The sequence below is a fragment of the Pannonibacter phragmitetus genome, assembly GCF_050510895.1.
GTDB classification, from domain to species: Bacteria; Pseudomonadota; Alphaproteobacteria; order Rhizobiales; family Stappiaceae; genus Pannonibacter; species Pannonibacter phragmitetus_B.
Window position 1 is genome coordinate 1418223 of sequence record NZ_JBNINT010000001.1, and the last position, 20169, is coordinate 1438391.

At 61.7% G+C, this 20169-nt stretch carries 16 protein-coding genes and 1 pseudogene; 10 read left to right on the forward strand and 7 right to left on the reverse strand.

Annotated elements, in window-relative coordinates; genetic code table 11:
• The first annotated feature begins 261 nt into the window (after positions 1–261).
• On the forward strand, positions 262–1374 hold the full coding sequence (locus ACQB61_RS06670; protein WP_430514315.1) for an aminotransferase class I/II-fold pyridoxal phosphate-dependent enzyme: 1113 nt from the start codon (positions 262–264) through the stop codon (positions 1372–1374).
• Between the two features lie 97 nt (positions 1375–1471).
• On the opposite strand, the gene ACQB61_RS06675 is transcribed toward ACQB61_RS06670, so the two are convergent.
• Positions 1472–1780 (reverse strand): hypothetical protein, encoded by a 309-nt coding sequence (locus ACQB61_RS06675; protein ID WP_430511996.1) that lies wholly within the window; start codon positions 1778–1780, stop codon positions 1472–1474.
• A gap of 119 nt (positions 1781–1899) precedes the next feature.
• Entirely contained in the window at positions 1900–4122 is a 2223-nt protein-coding gene (locus tag ACQB61_RS06680; protein WP_430511997.1) for an Rne/Rng family ribonuclease, read from the reverse strand.
• Between the two features lie 1051 nt (positions 4123–5173).
• On the opposite strand from ACQB61_RS06680, the gene ACQB61_RS06685 reads away from it, so the two are divergent.
• The 3 genes from ACQB61_RS06685 to prfB all read left to right on the forward strand — a co-directional run bounded on the left by ACQB61_RS06685 (position 5174) and on the right by prfB (position 10227).
• Positions 5174–6334 carry an N-acetylmuramoyl-L-alanine amidase gene (locus ACQB61_RS06685; protein WP_430511998.1) on the forward strand — a complete coding sequence of 387 codons (1161 nt, stop codon included), beginning with the start codon at positions 5174–5176 and terminating at the stop codon, positions 6332–6334.
• A 171-nt stretch (positions 6335–6505) separates the two neighbouring features.
• Positions 6506–8956: a penicillin-binding protein 1A gene (locus ACQB61_RS06690; RefSeq protein ID WP_430511999.1), complete on the forward strand. Its 2451-nt coding sequence runs from the start codon at positions 6506–6508 to the stop codon at positions 8954–8956.
• 139 nt (positions 8957–9095) lie between these two features.
• Positions 9096–10227, forward strand: a protein-coding gene (prfB, locus tag ACQB61_RS06695) for a peptide chain release factor 2 (protein ID WP_430512000.1) whose coding sequence is annotated in 2 segments (ribosomal slippage) — positions 9096–9164 and positions 9166–10227 — 1131 coding nt in all. Because the reading frame shifts where the segments join, the coding sequence is not laid out codon by codon here.
• A gap of 83 nt (positions 10228–10310) precedes the next feature.
• On the opposite strand, the pseudogene ACQB61_RS06700 reads toward prfB, so the two are convergent.
• The 3 genes and pseudogenes from ACQB61_RS06700 to bcp all read right to left on the reverse strand — a co-directional run bounded on the left by ACQB61_RS06700 (position 10311) and on the right by bcp (position 13157).
• Positions 10311–11677: pseudogene (locus ACQB61_RS06700) on the reverse strand (M23 family metallopeptidase).
• A gap of 106 nt (positions 11678–11783) precedes the next feature.
• Positions 11784–12620, reverse strand: a complete 837-nt coding sequence (locus ACQB61_RS06705; RefSeq protein ID WP_430512001.1) for a ferritin-like domain-containing protein — start codon at positions 12618–12620, stop codon at positions 11784–11786.
• A gap of 69 nt (positions 12621–12689) precedes the next feature.
• The gene (gene bcp, locus ACQB61_RS06710) at positions 12690–13157 is read right to left on the reverse strand and encodes a thioredoxin-dependent thiol peroxidase (RefSeq protein WP_430512002.1); all 468 of its coding nucleotides are present in this window, start codon (positions 13155–13157) and stop codon (positions 12690–12692) included.
• 278 nt (positions 13158–13435) lie between these two features.
• Here bcp and ACQB61_RS06715 point away from each other — a divergent pair, with 278 nt between their 5' ends.
• The 5 genes from ACQB61_RS06715 to ACQB61_RS06735 all read left to right on the forward strand — a co-directional run bounded on the left by ACQB61_RS06715 (position 13436) and on the right by ACQB61_RS06735 (position 16505).
• Complete coding sequence (locus tag ACQB61_RS06715) at positions 13436–13678, forward strand: hypothetical protein (protein WP_430512003.1); 243 nt, start codon at positions 13436–13438, stop codon at positions 13676–13678.
• An 8-nt stretch (positions 13679–13686) separates the two neighbouring features.
• A complete protein-coding gene (locus ACQB61_RS06720; RefSeq protein ID WP_430512004.1) occupies positions 13687–14793 on the forward strand; it encodes a hypothetical protein in 1107 nt (368 codons plus the stop codon).
• A 132-nt stretch (positions 14794–14925) separates the two neighbouring features.
• Positions 14926–15111 (forward strand): hypothetical protein, encoded by a 186-nt coding sequence (locus tag ACQB61_RS06725; RefSeq protein ID WP_430512005.1) that lies wholly within the window; start codon positions 14926–14928, stop codon positions 15109–15111.
• A gap of 129 nt (positions 15112–15240) precedes the next feature.
• A complete protein-coding gene (locus tag ACQB61_RS06730) occupies positions 15241–16104 on the forward strand; it encodes a hypothetical protein (protein WP_430512006.1) in 864 nt (287 codons plus the stop codon).
• Positions 16098–16505: an AsmA-like C-terminal region-containing protein gene (locus tag ACQB61_RS06735; RefSeq protein WP_430512007.1), complete on the forward strand. Its 408-nt coding sequence runs from the start codon at positions 16098–16100 to the stop codon at positions 16503–16505. Before ACQB61_RS06730 ends, ACQB61_RS06735 begins: the two co-directional genes overlap by 7 nt.
• A gap of 199 nt (positions 16506–16704) precedes the next feature.
• Here ACQB61_RS06735 and tyrS read toward each other — a convergent pair whose 3' ends face one another.
• Positions 16705–17958: a tyrosine--tRNA ligase gene (tyrS, locus tag ACQB61_RS06740; protein WP_430512008.1), complete on the reverse strand. Its 1254-nt coding sequence runs from the start codon at positions 17956–17958 to the stop codon at positions 16705–16707.
• 171 nt (positions 17959–18129) lie between these two features.
• Here tyrS and ACQB61_RS06745 point away from each other — a divergent pair, with 171 nt between their 5' ends.
• Positions 18130–18666, forward strand: coding sequence for a hypothetical protein (locus ACQB61_RS06745; RefSeq protein WP_430512009.1), 537 nt, complete (start codon positions 18130–18132; stop codon positions 18664–18666).
• Between the two features lie 71 nt (positions 18667–18737).
• Here the strand turns inward: ACQB61_RS06745 and glnA are convergent, their stop codons facing one another.
• Positions 18738–20147, reverse strand: a complete 1410-nt coding sequence (glnA, locus tag ACQB61_RS06750; RefSeq protein ID WP_430512010.1) for a type I glutamate--ammonia ligase — start codon at positions 20145–20147, stop codon at positions 18738–18740.
• Between the last annotated feature and the right edge of the window lie 22 nt (positions 20148–20169).

The window sequence follows — 20169 nt, forward strand, 5'->3', positions numbered from 1 at the left end:
GGAAATGTGTCGCACAGATGTTTCCTCTTCCGCGTGTTGGCGAAGAAAGTAGGGGAGGCATCCGGGGCAGGTCAACAGGCCGGGCCGCCGCAACGGGTCACGCTCTGGTGTGCTGCCCTTTTCTGCCCCGCCAAAGCGGCGGCTGGCATAAGTGCCTAAGGCGGGGTAAACCGCGTGGCAACAGCCATCGTGAGGATTTGCGCCGTGACCAGCCAGAAGACCATCCCTTCCGCCCGCAGTGCCGTGGATCCGTTCCTTGCCATGGATGTTCTGTCGGCGGCGCGTGCGCTGGAGGCAGAAGGACGGCACCTCGTCCATATGGAAGTGGGGCAGCCCGGAGCTCCGGCACCGTCCACCGTTCTTGCCGCCGCCCGGCAGGCGCTGGAGGGCGGACGCCTTGGCTATACGGAGGCGCGCGGTATCGCACCCTTGCGCCAGCGGATCGCCCGCCACTACCGTGACACCTATGGCGTCGAGGTGCCGGAAAGCCGGGTTCTGGTGACGACCGGCTCTTCCGCCGGCTTCAACCTGTCCTTCCTGGCCGCTTTCGATCCGGGCGACCGTATCGTGCTGACAGCACCCGGCTATCCGGCCTACCGCAACATCATCAAGGCGCTGGGGCTGGTGCCGGTGGAAATCGAAGTGGGCCCGGAAACCCGCTGGAGCCTGACGCCGGAGCACATCGCAGCGGCGCTCAGGGATGGCCCGGTCAAAGGCGTGCTGGTGGCGAGCCCCGCCAACCCGACCGGCACGATGATGACGCCCGCAGCCCTCGCGGATCTTGCCCGCTTTTGTGATGACGCCGGAATCTGGTTCATTTCGGACGAGATCTATCACGGGCTCGTCTACGACGGGCAGCAGGCCTGCGCGCTGGAGACGTCGCAAAACGCGATCATCATCAACAGCTTCTCCAAATATTACTGCATGACGGGCTGGCGCATCGGCTGGATGGTGCTCCCGGAAAGCCTTGTGCGTCCGGCCGAGCGCATTGCCCAGAGCCTCTATATTTCCGCGCCCGAACTGTCACAGATTGCCGCCGCTGCCGCCTTTGATGCCACAGAAGAGCTTGAGGTGATCAAGGCAGGATATGCCGCCAACCGGGCGCTGCTGCTGGACGCCCTGCCGAAGATCGGTTTCGACCGGCTTCTGCCGGTGGATGGTGCATTCTATGTCTATGCCGATACCAGCCGCTTTGCTGGCAGTTCGCTCGACTTTACCCGAGCCATGCTGAACGAAGCCGGTGTTGCGGCGACGCCCGGAGCGGATTTCGATCCTGTTCACGGCGCTAGCTACACCCGCTTTTCCTTTGCAGGGGCCGGTGAAGACATTGCAGAGGCGGTGCGGCGCCTGGATGGATGGCTGAAAGGCCGCTGAGGCCACGGGAAACCGGCTGTCCTGGCAGCGGCAGGAAAAACAAAACCCCTCCGGAAGAAGCCTTCCGGAGGGGTTCTTTTAGCCTCTGATCCAGTGATCAGAAGAAGGAGCGGCGCTGCCACCAGCCGGAGCGCTTGGGCTTGCCTTCGTCATCCGGACCTTCGCCATCACCGGCGGTTTCGCTGGTGACAACAGGTGTGGCCGGTGCCTTCGGGCGAGCCGGTGCGGCCGGTTCTGCGGGCGCTTCGGCTTCTGCTGCCGGTGCAACCTCTGCGGCGGCTTCAATTGGAGCTTCAGCAGCAACGGGTTCCAGAACCGGAGCTTCGGCGGCCGGAGCTTCTGCCACCGGGGCTTCCTGCGGTGCCTCGGGAGCTGCCGTTACGGCTTCCGAGGCCGTTTGGGCCACTGCCGGAGCAGCTTCCACCCGGGCAGGAGCGTCTGCGTCAGCCTCTGCAGCAGCGGGGGCTTCGGCTGCTTCGGGAAAGGAACCGCCGTTTGCGGCTTCGCCTCCTTTAGCGGCACTGGTCAGATCTTCCGAAGCTGCGGCTGCGTCTGCATCCTCACCGGAGGCATCCTCTTCGCCGTCGCTGCCCTCTTCACCGTCCTCACGTTCGCCATTGCGGCGGCCACGGCGGCCACCACGGCGGCCACGGCGGCGCTTGCGCTTGGGCTCGTCGGAACCATCGCCCTGAGCGCCTTCGCCCTGAGAGGATTCACCGTCTTCACCTTCGCTGCCTTCAGCGTCATCGCCAGCGTCTGCGTCCGAACCATCTTCGTTCTGACGCGGGCCGCCCTGACGGTCACCGCCTGATTCCGGGCTGCGGCGGCGCTTGCGGCGGCGGCGCTTGCGGCGATCGCTGTCTTCGGATTGCTCGCGGGCAGAGGGACGTGCCGAGGCTGCTTCCAGTTCCTCCTCGGCTTCATCCTCGTCCTCTTCCTCCGGCTCGACGATGTCGTCGATCTCTTCGATCTCGACCATATGCGGCTGGATCTGCGGCGGGGCAGGAAGGGGATCTTGTCGCGATCGATCAGAGACGAGCGCTCCAGCACGTAATGCTGGCCATGGCCCACCTCATCCGCCACCACGGCAATCTCAAGGCCGAAGCGGGCCTCAAGGTCACCCAGGTTGCGGCGCTTCTGGTTGAGGATGTAGAGCGCCACGGAGGTGTTGGTGCGCACGATCAGATTGTGGGTGACGCCCTTCAGCAGGAAGTCTTCCAGCGAGCGCAGCACATGCAGGGCAACGGACTCAACCGAACGGATCATGCCCGAGCCATGGCAATGCGGGCAAGGCGTGGTGGAGCTTTCCAGGACGCCGGTGCGGATGCGCTGGCGCGACATTTCCATGAGGCCGAAATGGGAAATCCGGCCAACCTGGATGCGCGCACGATCGTTTTTCAGGCAGTCCTTGAGCTTGCGCTCCACCGTCCGGTTGTTCTTGTTCTCCTCCATGTCGATGAAGTCGATGACGATGAGACCGGCCAGATCGCGCAGGCGCAACTGGCGCGAAACTTCTTCGGCGGCTTCAAGGTTCGTCTGGAGGGCGGTGTCCTCGATATTGTGCTCGCGGGTGGACTTGCCCGAGTTCACGTCGATGGAGACCAGAGCTTCCGTCTGGTTGATGACGATGTAGCCACCCGAACGCAGGGTGACCTGCGGGGAGAACATGGCATCGAGCTGCGGCTCCACTCCGAAGCGGGTGAAGATCGGCGAGGCCTCACGGTAGGGCTGAACGTTCTTGGCATGGCTCGGCATGAGCATGCGCATGAAGTCCTTGGCCTCGCGGTAGCCCTCTTCGCCGGCAACGAGAACCTCGTCGATGTCCTTGTTGTAAAGGTCGCGGATCGAGCGCTTGATCAGGCTGCCTTCCTCGTAGACGAGGCAGGGCGCGCTGGACTTCAGCGTCAGGTCGCGCACGTTTTCCCAAAGGCGCATCAGATATTCGAAGTCGCGCTTGATCTCGGCCTTGGTGCGGCTGGCGCCGGCCGTGCGCAGGATGACGCCCATGCCCTCCGGCACCTCCAGCTCGGAGGCGATCTTCTTCAGGCGCTTGCGGTCGGCAGGCTGGGTGATCTTGCGGGAAATGCCACCGCCACGGCCCGTGTTCGGCATCAGAACCGAGTAACGGCCGGCGAGCGACAGATAGGTTGTCAGGGCAGCGCCCTTGTTGCCGCGCTCTTCCTTGACGACCTGAACCAGCAGCACCTGACGGCGCTTGATGACTTCCTGGATCTTGTACTGCTTGCGCTGGCGGGTGCGGCGCTCCGGCACCTCTTCCATGGCGTCTTCGGCGCCAACCGACTCAACATGGTCGGCATCATCGTCGCCTTCGGAAGACGTCTTGCCCGAATCCTCGTGATCGTCGTCGTCGTCGCTGTCGTCTGCGTCCTTTTCCGCGTCGGAGGCCGCAGCCTCACGTGCCGCATGGCGGGCGTTTTCGGCCGCTTCGCGCCGCTCTTCCTCGTGACGCTCGTCTTCGATCAGTGCCAGCCTGTCAGCGGCGGGGATCTGGTAATAGTCAGGATGGATTTCGCTGAAAGCGAGGAAACCATGGCGGTTTCCGCCGTACTCCACGAATGCGGCCTGGAGAGAGGGTTCGACCCGCGTCACCTTCGCCAGATAGATATTGCCGCGCAGTTGCTTCCGGTTAGCTGCCTCGAAGTCGAATTCTTCAACTCGATTGCCGCGCACCACGACGACCCGGGTTTCCTCCGGATGCGCCGCGTCGATCAGCATCTTGTTTGCCATTGATGAAGGTCTCCACGGCAGCCGGACGCCCGGGGCGCGGCTGACGCGCTCCGTGGCTGAAGGTCCGGCAGACCGTTTTCTTGTCACTTGGATGGAAAGACGAAAGGACTGGCGCGCGCGCGTCTATGCCTGCGGACCGGCTGTCCCTCAAAACCGGGGACACCGTTTGTGTCATTTCCGCCTGCATCGCGCTGTGCTTCAAGGCAACGCCTGCCCTTGATTAAACTGTTGTCACCGCGAAGAGCTGCCGCAAGAGACCCGATGGCCGCATGCGAGGCGCTTCTGTTTTTCACGGATGGGGCATGCAGCCCGGCCTTTTGGCCCGACGCCATGACAGGTCACTCTGGTCACCCTTCCGGCGGAGCGCGCAGGCTTGAAGCCTGCTCACTGCCTTCTGGTCCGGCCAATTCCAGACTGTCCATGGACAGCCCGCACCCGTCACACCTAATACCGCCCAATGCTTCGCCGTCTCTTAACACCGGACGCCGCGGCCGGGGCAAAGGCCTCCACTCCGCTCCGCGCGTCCGGCAAAGCCGCCAAGACATGTGGAAAGACTGTTCTTTCCATCATCTGAGGCAGTATCGGCTGCAAACCGAAATCCGTATTCTTCTTTTACGGGTCAGCAAGCGCCTTGGCAAGCAATGGAAATCATCTCTGCCAGCTTGCAAGCGGCGGCAAGGCCCGTTAGCACGGGGTTAACCATCCACGGGCAGGGTCATTGCATCAGGATCCGTCCTTTGACGGCACGCCACCGGAGGGTTTAAAGAGCGCGGCAGGTGCCGCATCCGAGCCCGAAAACAGGACCGGAGTAGAGGATTGCTCGTCAGATTGCAGCAGAGTTTGCCTGTCTTTCTGTCAGGCCGCGAACGGTATGAACCCATGACCCGTAGAGGCTTTTGCGATCTTGTCCTGCCCGCGCTGCGCCGTGCCGCGGCAAGAGTGATGCTTGCTGCCGCTCTGGCGGTGCCTGGCGTCATCTGCAGTGCGCCGATTCAGGCAGAGGCATTGCCAGCCGCCACGGATGTATCTTCTGCTGCCACGGATGCACGGATTGCCGGGGACGAAGTGCGGACCCGATCTCGTTCTGGATCTGCAGGGGCAGGTGCCTTTCATCGTTTCAAATCTCGCAGATCCCTACCGGGTGATCATTGATCTGCCCTCCATGGAGTTCAAGCTGCCGGAAGGCTCTGGCACGGATGGACGCGGTCTGATCCGGAGCTGGCGCTACGGTGTCTTCGCCAAGGGCAAGACACGGATTGTGCTGGACCTCACCGAGCCTGCCAAGGTGGACAAGAGCTTCGTTCTGGAAGCTGTTGAAGACCAGCCGGCCCGGCTTGTGCTTGATCTTGTGAAAACCAGCCGTGAGGAGTTTCTTGCGGAGGCGGAGCGCACCCATCAGCCGCTCAGTGCTATGGTTGCAGATGGGCAGCAGGCTGCGCCCAAGGCAAACAGGCTGACATCTTCGGCTGGCAAGACCAAGCCTGTCGTTGTCCTGGATCCCGGCCACGGCGGCATTGATACCGGCGCCATCGGCGTGCATGGCACGCTGGAAAAGGCTGTGGTTCTGAATTTCACGCTGGCTCTGAAGAAGAAGCTGGAAGAGACAGGCCACTACACGGTCTTCATGACGCGGGAAGATGACACCTTCATTCCGCTTCGCAAGCGTGTGCAGATTGCCCGCAGCTACAATGCCGACCTTCTGGTGTCGATCCACGCGGACTCGGTGCGCGATTATAAGGAAGAGGTGCGCGGTGCCACAGTCTACACTCTGTCAGAGAGGGCATCGGATGCGCTGGCAGCCCAGATTGCTGCCTCGGAAAACTTCTCTGACGTGCTCGCGGGCGTGGAGCTGAGCGAAGAGCCTGCCGAGGTTGCAGATATTCTGGTTGACCTTGCGAGACGGGAAACCAAAATCTTTTCAAACCACTTCTCCAGAATTCTCGTGGAGGAACTGAGAAGCGCGGTAAAGCTGATCAACAATCCTCAGCGCTCGGCCGGCTTTATGGTGCTGAAGGCCCATGATGTGCCTTCCGTACTGGTGGAGCTTGGCTATCTCTCCAACGAACAGGATGAGAAGCTGCTGATTTCCCCGGAATGGCGTGAGCGTACGGCAACGGCTGTTGCGGATGCCATCGAAGCCTTCTTCCAGCCGCGCTTTGCAATGGACAAGGGGGCGGCTGAGGCGACAACGGCGGGGACAACGACAAAGTAATTGCCGTGCAGCGCCCGCCAGTGCTTGCCGATGCCTCAGCATCGCCATATTGCTCGACGACTAAGGTCCCGAGGTAAACCCGGATTTCCGTCTGCATCTGTGTCCAGCCCGACCGGAATATGGTAGGGGACCGGCAGCAGCACTCTGGCCGGGAAGAAGCGAGCCCAAGGCATGAAATTTCTGATCAAGTTCTTCGGTTATCTGTTCGGCATCGGCGCGGTGCTGGGACTGGTGGCCGCAGCCGGTGTCTGGATCTATCTGGAGAAGCTGGGCGAAGATCTGCCGGACTATACGGCGCTGAAGAACTACGAGCCGCCGGTCATGACCCGTGTGCATGCCGCTGACGGTAGTCTTATGGCTGAATACGCCAAGCAGAAGCGTCTGTTTTTGCCGATTCAGGCCATGCCGGATATTCTGAAGCAGGCCTATATTTCTGCTGAAGACAAGAACTTCTACGAGCACGTTGGCATTGACCCGGAGGGCATTGCCCGTGCCGTGGTGCGCTTTGTCCAGAACTTCGGTTCCGGCCGCCGTCCTGAGGGCGCTTCGACGATCACGCAGCAGGTCGCCAAGAACTTTCTGCTGACAAACGAACTGTCGGTTGACCGCAAGATCAAGGAAGCGATCCTGTCTCTGCGCATCGAGCAGGCCTATACCAAAGACGAGATCCTCGAGCTCTATCTCAACGAGATTTACCTCGGCCTCGGCGCATACGGTGTGGCGGCAGCTTCGCTCGTCTATTTCGACAAGTCGGTGCATGAACTGACGCTTGAGGAAGCGGCCTATCTGGCGGCGCTACCCAAGGCGCCGAACAATTATCATCCCTTCCGTGGCCGGGAACGCGCCATTGAGCGCCGCAACTGGGTCATCGACCGCATGGTCGAGAATGGCTATGTGAGCGCGGCCGATGCCGAAGCGGCCAAGGCCAAGCCGTTGACGGTGAAGCCGCGTGAAACCGGCACCCAGCTGTTTGCCGCTGAATATTTCACGGAAGAAGTCAGACGCCAGGTTGCGTCGATCTACGGTGAGAATAGCCTCTACGAAGGCGGTCTTTCCGTCCGCTCCTCGCTGGACCCGAAGATGCAGGCAATTGCCCGCAAGACGCTCATGAATGGCCTTCTTGAGTTTGATCAGAAGCGGGGTGGCGGCTGGCGCGGGCCAGTGACGACGATTCCGGTCGCAGGCGACTGGGGTGTCGAGCTTGGCAAGGTCGAGGCCTTCTCTGATCTTCCCGAGTGGCGCCTTGCTGTTGTTCTTGAGGCCGGGCAGGGAACTGCGGAGGTTGGACTGCAGCCGCGCAGGCTCGTCAGCGGTGCGCTTGATCCTGAGCGTGAAAAGACGACCTTGCAGCTTGACGACATGAAGTGGGCACGGGTCGGCGGGCGGGCTCCTGCTGCTGTCAGCGATGTGCTGAAGCAGGGTGATGTGGTCTACGTCGAAATCCCGAAGGAGGGTGGCCGCTATCTGTTGCGCCAGATCCCGAAGGTTTCCGGTGCGCTTGTTGCGATGGATCCGTTCACGGGCCGTGTCCAGGCGCTGGTCGGCGGCTTCAGTTTCGCGCAGAGCGAGTTCAACCGGGCAACCCAGGCCTGGCGCCAGCCGGGCTCGGCCTTCAAGCCTTTCGTCTATGCTGCGGCACTGGACAATGGCTATACGCCGTCGAGTGTGGTGCTGGACGCGCCTATCGAACTGGAGCAGGCAGGGCAGGCGACCTGGCGTCCGCAGAATTATGGCGGCAAGTTCTATGGCCCCTCGACTTTGCGCACGGGTATCGAGCTGTCGCGTAACCTCATGACCATCCGTCTTGCACAGGACATGGGCATGCCGCTGGTTGCGGAATATGCCAAGCGCTTTGGTGTCTATGACAACATGATGCCGGTGCTCTCCATGTCGCTGGGTGCAGGTGAGACGACCGTGTTGCGTATGGTCACCGCCTATTCGATCCTTGCAAATGGCGGGCGGAAGGTGACGCCCACGCTGATCGACCGTATTCAGGACCGCTATGGCCGGACGATCTACAAGCATGACAGCCGTATCTGTGAAACCTGTGATGCCAATGACTGGACCGGCCAGGCCGAGCCTGAGCTGATCGACGAGCGTGAGCAGGTGCTTGACCCGATGACCGCCTATCAGATCACGTCGATGATGGAAGGCGTGATCCAGCGCGGTACGGCCACCAGCGTGCGTGCTGTCGGCCGTCCGGTTGCCGGCAAGACCGGCACCACCAACGAGGAGAAGGACGCCTGGTTCGTTGGCTATACGCCGGATCTCGCTGTTGGCGTCTTCGTCGGCTATGACCAGCCGCGCCCGATGGGACGCGGTGCGACGGGTGGCCTTGTCGCTGCGCCGATCTTCACCGAGTTCATGAAGGAAGCCCTGGCGGGCAGCCCGCCGGTCGAGTTCCGTGTCCCGAAGGGGCTGCAGCTGATTCCGATCAACCGGCATACCGGCATGCGTGCGGTTGCCGGGGCTGAAGGCACCATTCTGGAATCCTTCAAGCCGGGCACCGCTCCGCCGGACACTTACTCGGTCATTGGTTTCGAGGATGAAATGGGCGTGCCGCGCACCGTTTCGCCGGAAGCTGGTGCGGCCGTGATGACCGGCACAGGCGGACTTTATTGATCCTTCCGGAGATCTGCCTGCGCGGCTAGCTGTTTACATGGCCAGCCTGCGCCGTTAGTCTCCGCCACGATTTGCGGCCACTGCCCCGGCAACGAGGCGGTGGCCGCGACATTCCTGAACTAGCTTTGAGAGGTATCCGATGCGCGCCGAGATGGAAGGCATCGTCGACGAAATCAAGCAGGCCATAAGCCTGCTGAGGAGGCATCTTTGACTGGGATCACGCTCTGGTCCGTCTGGATGAACTGAACGCCCTGTCTGAAGACCCCACGTTGTGGAATGACCCGTCCAAGGCGCAGAAGCTCATGCGTGAGCGTCAGCAGCTTGAAGATGGCATTACCGGCGTGCGCCGCCTTGAATCGGAACTCGCCGACAATATCGAGCTGATCGAGCTTGGCACCGCTGATGGCGACAAGGATGTGGTCGAGGAAGCCGAAACGGCGATGCGCGGCCTCAAGGCCGAGGTGATGAAGCTGCAGATGGCGTCTCTGCTTTCCGGTGAAGCGGATGGCAATGACACCTACATGGAAATCAACTCGGGCGCGGGCGGCACGGAAAGCCAGGACTGGGCCAGCATGCTGCTGCGCATGTACCGCCGCTGGGCGGAGCGCGGGGGCTTCAAGGTCGAGCTTCTCGAGTACCATGATGGCGAAGAAGCGGGCATCAAGTCGGCGACGCTGCTCATCAAGGGCGAGAATGCCTATGGCAAGCTGAAGACCGAATCGGGCGTGCACCGTCTGGTGCGTATCTCGCCCTATGACAGCCAGGCCCGCCGCCACACCAGCTTTGCCAGTGCCTGGGTCTATCCGGTGATCGATGACTCGATCGATATCGAGGTCAACGAAAGCGACTGCCGCATCGACACCTACCGCGCCTCTGGTGCCGGTGGCCAGCACGTCAACACCACCGACTCGGCTGTGCGTATCACGCATATTCCGACGGGTATCGTCGTCCAGTGCCAGAACGACCGTTCGCAGCACAAGAACCGCGCAACCGCCTGGTCCATGCTGAAGGCACGCCTCTATGAGGCGGAACTGCAAAAGCGCGAAGAGGCGGCCAATGCGGAAGCATCGTCCAAGACCTCCATTGGCTGGGGACACCAGATCCGCTCCTACGTGCTTCAGCCCTACCAGATGGTGAAGGATCTGCGCACGGGCGTGGAAAGTTCCTCGCCGCAGGATGTGCTCGACGGCAAGATCGATGACTTCATCGAAGCGGCTCTCGCGCAGCGCGTCTTTGGCGGCAAGGATGCCGAGGTTTCGGACATCGACTGAGCGGAACCGCAAAAACCGTAAGACTGAAAAACCCCGCCGGAGTGATCCGGCGGGGTTTTTCTGATGCGGCAGAAGGGCGAAAACTAGCGCTTCATCAGTCTTGAGACATCATCTCCAGTGCGGACGAAGGTCATGGGGTCAAGCGCCTCATCGTTCTGCCGGACTTCGTAATGAAGATGTGGACCGGTCGAGCGGCCGGTGTTGCCGAGGCGGCCAACTTGATCGCCGGCCTTCACCTCATCCCCCACGGCAACCGTGATAGCGCTCATGTGGGCATAGCGGGTCAGGTGCCCGTCAGGATGCTCAACTTCCACCAACCGGCCATAGCCCCCTGATAGGAGGCGGTGATGACCGTGCCCGGAGCCGTGGCGCGCACGGGCGTGCCATAAGGAGCGCGGAAATCGATGCCCGTATGCATGGCCAGACCGCCTAGGAACGGATCAATGCGCGGGCCGAAATCACTGGTGATCTGTGCTGCCGGGATGGGGCGCGCAAGAGGAATGGTGCCTATGGATTTGCGGACTTTTTCGCGCAGATCAAGAGCGGCTTCGGCACGCATGATCTTCTCGTCCAGGGTTGCTGCAGCGAGCGGCACATAGGGGCCACCGGTCGCTTCCGTATTGCCCGCAAGGTCGCTGATGCGGTAGCCCAGAGGGCGGACCGCAGCGGTTAGCTGACTGGTTTCATGCTCGGCTGCAAGCGTGATGGCATCCAGCGCGGCGTTGCTTTCCTCGTTGATCCGGTCCAGTGCTGCGCCGATGCCCAGAAGATCGTCACGCGGGGCCTCCGCTTCCGGCAGTGGCTTTGCCGTCAGGCTGTCCTGTGCTGCCGGCAAGGGCGCAAAGGCGGAAAGGGGAGTGTCCATCAGACCGTTTTCGCTGCTGCCACGCAGACCGAGCGCCGCGAAGGGATTTTCCAGCGGGGCTTCCGGCCCGCCAATGGCCAGAAGACTGCTGGCAGCGCCTGCATCGGAAAACTGCTCCGGTTTGGCGGCCGGAATGGCGGGGCCGGACACGACGTCAAGCCCGCTGCGTGTCGCCTTGTCGAGAATGGCAGCAACCTTGCCATGCTGGTCGAGAAGCTCGTTCTGCCGCTGCAGCAAAGTGTCGATCATGCCTTCGACGGAGCGGCGCTCATACATCTGGCTGCTGGTCAGGCGGTCTATTTCGGCACGAAGGTAGGCGATGCGATTTTCGTAGACGGCAGCTTCCTGCGTGCGCTGCGTCAGGCGGCTTTCAATCAGGTCGTCGCGCATCACGAAATAGGCGGCGGCCGCCATATAGCCAGTGATGAAAAGCCCAAGGGTCAGGCAGGTTCCTGCGGCGAGCCAGGGGCGGATGGTGAAAGTCCGGGTACGTTCACCGGTCGTGATGGTGACCTGATGCAGTGCCTTGCGCTTGCCGAACCCCTGACGGGCTCTTGAAGGAAAGTCTGACATGCCGTTGTCCATGCATCCGGAAGGGGCGGATTCTGCCCTGGTCCGGAATCATTAGAAACGGTTAAGGTTAACAAACACCTTTCCTGACGTTCATACTTCGCCTTCAGGTCAGTTTTCCTCAAGGGGCAAGCTTGACGAGGGGGCGGTAAAAGCCTGGCGTCAGGCCAGCTTCTGAGCGCGCCCGGTCGTTGAAGGGCGGTTTCAGCGGGCCTCTGAAATGGGTGCGCACCAGCTCATGGAAGCGTGGCTCAGGCCGCTCACCGTGGCGGTCGCACAGGAATCGGAACCACTTGGCCCCAAAGGCAACGTGGTTCTTCTCGTCCCGGTAGATGATGCCCAGGATGCGTGCGGTTGCATGATCGCCAAGTGCGGCCGCCTTTTCGATCATCGGCGGGGTAATGTCGAGGCCGCGTGCCTCCAGCACCAGCGGGATCACCGCAAGACGTGCGGTCAGGTCATGCCCGGTGGCCTGTGCGGCCTGCCAAAGCCCGTCATGGGCAGGCAGATCGCCATAGGCCGCGCCGAGTTCCTGCAGGCGCTCTTCCAGCATGCTGAAGTGCTTGGCCTCCTCAAGCCCGACGCGCACCCAGTCGTCATAGTAGGAGCGCGGCATTGGCACATGCACGAAGCGGCCGATGATGTCCCAGGTCAGGTCCACTGCATTGAGTTCGATATGAGCCAGCGAATGAAGCAGGGCTATTCTGCCCGCTTCGCCGCCGATGCTGCGTTTGGGCATGTCACGCGGGGCCAGAAGCACAGGACGCTCCGGGCGGCCGGGCCGGTCCGGCATCTGGGCGGAAGCAGATGGTGAGCCCAGGGCGAGGCTGCGGGCATACCAGAGCTTGGCGGTCTCATAGGCAAGGCGGACTTTTTCGGAGAGGTCTGGCGTGCGCACAATGGCATTGGCACGCCCGGCCAGAGTGTCCTGCGCCGAGGATGGAAATAAGCCGCTCATGCCCGCAACGCCTTTCAGTTTCCGCAAGGGGCGGGGACGCTGGATCTGTGCACCCCCGCAAACCTGCGTTCAGAGCCCGCGCACAGCCTCAAGCACGGCGTCGACATGGCCCTTCACCTTCACCTTGCGCCAGATCTGGGCGATCTTGCCGTCGGCTGCAACAAGGAAGGTGCTGCGCTCCACACCCATGTAGGTCTTGCCATACATGGACTTTTCCACCCAGACGCCGAAGGCCTGGCAGACGGCGGTGTCGGGATCGGAGGCGATGTCGACGGTCAGGCCATGCTTGCCCTTGAACTTCGCGTTCTTGGCAACCGGGTCCGGCGAAATGCCGATGACCTTTGCACCAAGGGCTTCGAACTGCGCCTTGGCCTGGCTGAAGGCAATGCATTCTTCGGTGCAGGCGGGCGTGTCGGCTTTGGGGTAAAAATAGATCACCACGGGGCTGCCTTGCAGGCTGGAGAGCTTTACCTTTTCGTCATCGCCGAGCAGCAGGTCCACGTCTGGCGCAGGGGCTGAAACTGTCAAATCGGTCATGCTGCCTTCCTCATGTCATAGTCGGTGGATTTATCCGGAACGGTATTCAGTTGTCGGTGCTTGGCGCGCGCCTCGCGGCTGGCTTTGTTGCATAATGAAGTATTACAGCGGATCGGAGGATTCGCTGTACCGGGAAAGAAACGAAAAGGCTCTAAACGCTGTCTCCGCCGCACGAACCGCAGAACGCTTCTGTCATACGGAATGAGCGCCGGTCTGGATTAGGCCGGAAGCTGATCCGTGCCTGCGGGTTCCTCTGTGTTTTGGCGCTGGCTGGCACTTTGGGGCTGCTTGGGCGGCTCTACTGGGGGCCCGTTACCATTCCTTTCGCCCGGGAACTGGTGGAGGCCCGCGCCCGCGTGGTCAATGCCGATGTGTCTGTCGGCTCGGTACGGCTGGATCTGTTTGCGGCCAACGGTCCGCAGGTTGTCATTGACGATGCCGGTGTCACGATCAGGGGGAGGTCGAAAGCCGTATCCTCCTGCCGCGCACCGAGGCCGTTCTTCAGTTCGCGCCGCTTCTGACTGGCGAGGTGAAATTCCGCAGTCTCGACATCGAGCGTCCGCGTATCACACTGGAAGGCGGGGATGGGCCCGCGCTGATGCCGGAAATGAACAGCCTGATGGAAGCTGTTGACCGGATTGCGCTTCTGGTGGACGAAGAATTGAGCCGCCGCAGCCTTGATGTGATCCGCGTCAGTGATGGGCGTCTTGAGATTGCCGGGCCGACCCCGCGCCTCATTGACAATATCGACGCTTCGCTTGGACGGGACGCAACGGGTGCCATCTATGCCGAGAGCACGGTCGAGGGGCGCATGGGCGCCTGGCAGCTGGCCTTGCGGCGCGGCACGGATGCTGAGACCGGTGCCCGTGAGCTCGGGCTCTACGTCAAGGATGTGTCGCTGGCCGAACTCTTGCCGCTGAACGAACAGGTGCGCTCCGGCCGCGGGCTTGGGCTGCCCCTGGAGCTTCAATTCGGGGCGAGGCTGGACAAGGACGGGGTCTTTGACCGGGCAACTCTTGTTGGCCGCGCGGTGGACGGATGGTTCCAGATCGGCACCACGACGATCCGCTATGACGAGGTGGCGGTAGGCTTTGCCTGGGAGGGTGAGGATCCGCGCATCCGGATCATGCCGTCCCATGTGGTGCGGGGCAACACGCGCATCAGCTTTGACGGTACGGTGACGCCACCTGCCGCCGGGCGGCCTGACTGGCAGATCCTGATTGGTGCAGACAATCCGGTCTTTGGGTCTGCCGATGTGCAGGAGGACCCGATCATGGCCGAACGGGTGCACCTGAAGGCGCATTATGATCCGGTCGCACGCAGCCTCTATATCGACAGGGCGCAGGTCCAGTCAGGGCCTGCAAGCCTCAGTGCGGTTGGTACTGTCGACCTGAAAGATGACGGTCCCTATCTGGCGCTGGCGGTCGAGGTCAACGCCATGCCGGTGGCTCTGCTGAAGCAGATCTGGCCGATCACCCTGACGCCGCCGGCGCGGGCCTGGATCAGCAAGCACATGCTGTCGGGCCTTATCAGCAAGGCCAGCATCGATGTATCGATTCGTCCCCCTGCCTTTGACGAGCACCATCCGGACCCGGGTTGGGGGAGACGATGTCCGGCTGGACCTGACGTTCGATGACGTGGACGTGGCGCCGCTCGATACCCTGCCGCCCATTTCCGGTCTTGATGGGAAGATCACGATCGAGAACGAGGTCCTGACTGTTTCCGGCCGGAACGGAAGGATTGTCGAGGGGTCACCAAGCCGGTTGCTGTGCCGGAAGGAACCTTCACGATTCGTCAGCTGGCGCTGCGCAGCATCAAGCCGGCGGATATTTCGCTGAAGTTTGCAGGTGAGGCGCAGGATCTGGGCACCCTGATCAACCGCCCCCATTCCGCGCGCTCGACAAGGCGCAGATGGGCGGAGGAACCTTTGGCGGTACCGGAGAACTCGATGTGACGGCGCGGTTTCCATTGCGGCTGTCCATTGTGGTTGCCGATGTAGACTGGTCGGCTGTGGCACGGCTAACCCAGTTTTCGTCCACCCAGCCAGTGCGCGGGCATAAGATTTCCGGTGCGGATGTCGCCATTGAAGCGAGATCCAAGGGAGGTCGCGGTCAAGGGCAAGGGCCGTATTGACGGGTTGGAAGCCAATATTGACCTGCTGGTTCCGGTCGAGGAAGGCCAGGGTGAACGGCGTCAGGATGTGGAGCTGAGGGTTTCCGCAGAAGAACTCGGCAAACGCGGCATTGATCTTGGTTCTCTGGTCAGCGGGCAGATGGTGCTCAATCTGGCCGACACACCGGGCGGGCAGTCTTTCGACATTGACCTGACGGATGCGGCAGTCAAGCTGGAGCAGATTGGCTGGGAAAAGGGACCAGGCGTTCCGGCGAAGGCTCAGTTCATCTTGAGTGAGAATGGCGAAACCCGGCGGCTCAAGGACTTTCAGCTGACCTCCGATGGTGTGGCTATCGGCGGCGAAGTGGTTCTTGGCAAGGACGGTGGCTTCCGGGAGGCCGATTTCGCCGGCTTCCAGATCAGGCCCGGTGATTCTGCCTCGCTCAAGATCACCCAGCAGCGCCGCAACCACTACAAGGTGGTTTTCAACGGCGCCCAGTTTGACGCGCGCGGACTGATAAAGGCTCTGATTGACAAGAAGGGTGGATCTGACGCCAAGGACAAGACCGTTTACGACATAGCCATCAAGGCAGGCCGGTTGCAGGGTTTCAATGGCGTTGTGGCGACAGATGTGGACGGCAAGGTGACTGGCGGGCCGGGCGGCATTGGCAATCTGGCGCTGAAGGGGGCCACCAACAACCGTGGTGCATTCCGCTTCGAGATCAGCGGCAAGGGCGACACGCGTGCCGCCAGCGGCGATTTTGCCGACACGGGTGCTGTCCTGCGTTTCCTTGATGTCTATCCGCGCATGCGCGGGGAACCGGCACTTTGCTGATTTCCATGCCGGAGGAGACCCAGTGGTTTGGCACGTTCGGCGTCCGCAATCTGTCGATCACGGAGGATCCGGCCATACGGAAACTGGCCGAATTGCCCGTGTCAGCGCGGAATGAGACAGGTGCTGTGGTGGTCAACCAGTCGGTGCGGGCGGGCGAAGCTTCGTTTGACCGCCTGGATCTGCGGTTCTCCCGCAATGGCGAGATCATCAAGGTCGAGGAAGGTCTGATGCAGGGCGCTGTCGTCGGCGGCACGGTGACGGGCGAGGTCGATCTCAGCCAGCGGACCCTTGCACTGACGGGAACCTATGTGCCGGTCTTTGCACTCAACAACCTTTTCAGCAAGATTCCTCTGCTCGGTTTTGCTCTCGGTGGCGGTTCGGACGAAGGGCTTTTGGGGTGACCTACCGTCTGGCCGGCCCGATCAGTGCGCCGGAGCTGTCTGTCAATCCGGTCTCGGCCATCGCGCCGGGCATCTTCCGCAAGATGTTCGAGTTCCGGTGAGTGCAGGGCCCCTGACGTATCCCGGCACATAGTCAGCGCACAAACAAAAGGCCCGGACCTTTCGGGCCGGGCCTTGCTGGATCGTTCTGGCGGGCGGATCAGGCCGGGCGCAGCAGTACGTGCTTCTTCTTGCCCATGGAGAGCTTGATCACGCCTTCACCGGTGATGTCAGCCATGGTCAGGCTGCGCTTGTCGTCGGTGACGCTCTCGTCATTCACCTTCAACGCGCCGCCGGTGATGTTGCGGCGGGCTTCGCCGTTGGAGGCGCACAGGCCTGCACGCACGAAGGCGGCAAGGACGCCGAGGCCTGCCTCCAGCTCGGTCCGCGGCAGTTCCACGGTGGGCAAGCCCTCGGCTGTCTGGCCTTCCTCGAAGGCGCGGCGGGCGGTTTCGGCAGCCGCCTCTGCAGCCTCGCGGCCATGGATCATGGCAGTGGCCTCGGTGGCGAGGATCTTCTTGGCTTCGTTGATTTCGGCGCCCTGCAGGGCTGCAAGGCGGGCGATTTCATCCAGCGGCAGCACGGTGAAGAGCTTCAGGAAGCGTTCCACATCCGCGTCTTCGGTGTTGCGCCAGTACTGCCAGTAGTCATAGGGCGACAGCTGCTCTGCGTTGAGCCACACGGCGCCTGCGGCTGTCTTGCCCATCTTTGCACCAGAGGCGGTGGTCAGCAGCGGTGCGGTGAGGGCGAAGGCCTCCACGCCTGCCTTGCGGCGCACCAGATCAACGCCGGAGAGAATGTTGGACCACTGGTCGGAGCCGCCCATCTGCAGGCGGCAGCCGGTCTGCTGATAGATTTCCAGATAGTCGTAGCCCTGCAGCAGCATGTAGTTGAATTCCAGGAAGGACAGGTGCTGCTCACGCTCAAGCCGCAGGCGCACGCTGTCACGCTGGATCATCTGGTTGACCGAGAAATGGCGGCCAATGTCGCGCAGGAACTCCACATAGTTCAGCTTCATCAGCCAGTCCGCATTGTCCAGCATGATGGCGTCCTTCGGGCCGTCCCCGAAGGTGAGGAGGCGGTCGAAGATCTTGCGGATGCCGGCCTTGTTCGTCTCGATATCCTCATCGGAAAGGATCTTGCGGCTTTCGTCCTTGCCGGTGGGATCTCCGACGCGGGTGGTGCCAGACCCCATCAGTGCGATCGGGCGGTGGCCGGTCTGCTGCAGCCAGTAGAGCATCATGATGGTCACGAGCGACCCGGCATGGAGGCTCGGTGCCGTGCAGTCAAAGCCGATATAGGCGGTCACGGTCTCGGTCGAGAGCAGCTTGTCGAGGCCCTCGGCGTCGGACATCTGGTGAATGAAGCCGCGCTCGTTGAGGACCTTCAGAAAACCGGACTTGTACTCGCTCATGTAACGTTTCCACGCGCTGGATGTTCGGGAGGCAAATTGGTGTGTCTGGCTCTATACCGGCAGCAAGCCGTTGTAAATCGGCAGGGGTGAGCTGCGCGCACATGGGGCGTCACAGATTTGAGCGCCGGGCGTCTTTCTTCTTGTTCCGTTCCCTCATTCCAAGGACAAGAGATGCCCCTCTATCAGATCAATGCCGCTCTTGGCACAGCCAGCATGTCGATCAGCCAGGTGATCCAGCAAGCCAATTCAGGCAATGCCGGGCCGACACCTGTCATCAATCCGAACCCCAATCCGAATTATCTTTGGGTCAATCAGTTCGGCCGTCAGACGATCGACGCAACGCAAAATCCGTCGTCTACGGCCGCCATTGGGCTGATTACCTGCGCTTCGGTGGTGATGGTCTCGGCCAACCCGAATGATCCGCCGGTCGCTTCTGTTTTTCACGCCAATGCAGGCGTTGTCTCGGCAGCGGACCTGAATCAGATGCGCCTGGCCATCACGCAAAATCCCAACCACCTGCCGGCCTGGGGCGACCTAATGGTCGTCTATGCGGTCACGCAGCCCTGGGATCAGGGCTATACGGACGCCATCAACGTGATGACGGGCCTTGGTATCCCGGCAAACCGGATTGCCTGGCTTGCCCAGATCCCGATCGGATGCTTCGGCATCAACTCGATCGGGCAGGTGGGCGTGCCGGGTGCTGCGTGACTGGCACTGGAAGCCTGAAACAAGAAAGCCGGGCGCAAGGCCCGGCTTTCCGTATCTGCTGCCTGAAAGGCTTATGCAGAGTAGTACATGTCGAACTCGACCGGATGCGGGGTCATTTCGTAGCGCATGTTCTCTTCCATCTTCAGCTCGATGTAGCTGTCGATGAAGTCGTCGTCGAACACGCCGCCAGCCTTGAGGAACTCGCGGTCGGCGTCCAGCGACTGCAGGGCTTCGCGCAGCGAGGCACAGACGGTCGGGATCTCGGCCAGCTCTTCCGGCGGCAGGTCGTACAGGTTCTTGTCCATGGCGTCGCCCGGATGGATCTTGTTCTTGATGCCATCGAGACCGGCCATCAGCTGCGCAGCGAAGGCGAGGTAGGGGTTCGCGGTCGGGTCCGGGAAGCGGACTTCGATGCGCTTTGCCTTCGGCGAAGAGGTGTACGGGATGCGGCAGGATGCCGAACGGTTGCCCGAGGAGTAGGCGAGCAGAACCGGAGCTTCATAGCCCGGGACCAGACGCTTGTAGGAGTTGGTCGACGGGTTGGTGAAGGCGTTCAGGGCCTTGGCGTGCTTCAGGATGCCGCCGATGTAGTACAGGCACATCTCGCTGAGGTCAGCATAGAGGTTGCCAGCGAACAGCGGCTTGCCATCGCGCCAGATGGACTGGTGGCAGTGCATGCCCGAACCGTTGTCACCGAAGATCGGCTTCGGCATGAAGGTTGCGGTCTTGCCATAGGCGTTTGCGACCTGGTGAACCACATACTTGTAGATCTGCATGTGGTCGGCGCAAACGGTCATGGTGTTGAACTTCACGCCCAGCTCGTGCTGTGCGGCAGCCACTTCGTGGTGGTGCTTTTCAACGGACACGCCCATCTCGGCCATAACGGTCAGCATCTCGGAACGCATGTCCTGGCAGCTGTCGATCGGCGGGACCGGGAAGTAGCCGCCCTTGACGCGCGGACGGTGGCCGAGGTTGCCGGCTTCGTACTCGGTGTCGAGGTTGCTCGGCAGCTCGTTGCTGTCCAGCTTGAAGCCCGTGTTGTACGGCTCGGAAGCGAAACGCACGTCGTCGAAGATGAAGAATTCAGCTTCCGGGCCAAAGAAGATGGTGTCGCCGAAGCCGCCGGTCTTGACGTAGGCTTCTGCCTTCTTGGCGATGGAGCGCGGATCGCGGTTGTAGGTCTCGCCGGTGCGCGGGTCGACGATGTCACACAGGATGACGAGGGTCGGCTGTGCAAAGAACGGGTCGATGTGGGCCGAGGACGGATCCAGGACCAGCGTCATGTCGGAGGCGTCGATTGCCTTCCAGCCGGCGATGGAGGAGCCGTCGAAGGCAACGCCTTCGGCAAACATGTCTTCGTCAACGAGGCCAACGTCCATGGTGACGTGCTGCAGCTTGCCGCGCGGGTCGGTGAAGCGCAGGTCGACGAACTTGATGTCCTTGTCCTTGATTTCCTTAAGGATATCAGCAGCGGTGGTCATTATTCACTTCCCTATGTGTTCT

What these genes read in the sequence shown, in the direction of transcription:
- ACQB61_RS06670 (WP_430514315.1), top strand. Translation starts at nt 262, where the DNA reads ATGGATGTTCTGTCGGCGGCGCGTGCGCTGGAGGCAGAAGGACGGCAC.
- ACQB61_RS06680 (WP_430511997.1), bottom strand. Translation starts at nt 4,122, where the DNA reads ATGGCAAACAAGATGCTGATCGACGCGGCGCATCCGGAGGAAACCCGG.
- ACQB61_RS06690 (WP_430511999.1), top strand. Translation starts at nt 6,506, where the DNA reads ATGAAATTTCTGATCAAGTTCTTCGGTTATCTGTTCGGCATCGGCGCG.
- ACQB61_RS06705 (WP_430512001.1), bottom strand. Translation starts at nt 12,620, where the DNA reads ATGAGCGGCTTATTTCCATCCTCGGCGCAGGACACTCTGGCCGGGCGT.
- bcp (WP_430512002.1), bottom strand. Translation starts at nt 13,157, where the DNA reads ATGACCGATTTGACAGTTTCAGCCCCTGCGCCAGACGTGGACCTGCTG.
- tyrS (WP_430512008.1), bottom strand. Translation starts at nt 17,958, where the DNA reads ATGAGCGAGTACAAGTCCGGTTTTCTGAAGGTCCTCAACGAGCGCGGC.
- ACQB61_RS06745 (WP_430512009.1), top strand. Translation starts at nt 18,130, where the DNA reads ATGCCCCTCTATCAGATCAATGCCGCTCTTGGCACAGCCAGCATGTCG.
- glnA (WP_430512010.1), bottom strand. Translation starts at nt 20,147, where the DNA reads ATGACCACCGCTGCTGATATCCTTAAGGAAATCAAGGACAAGGACATC.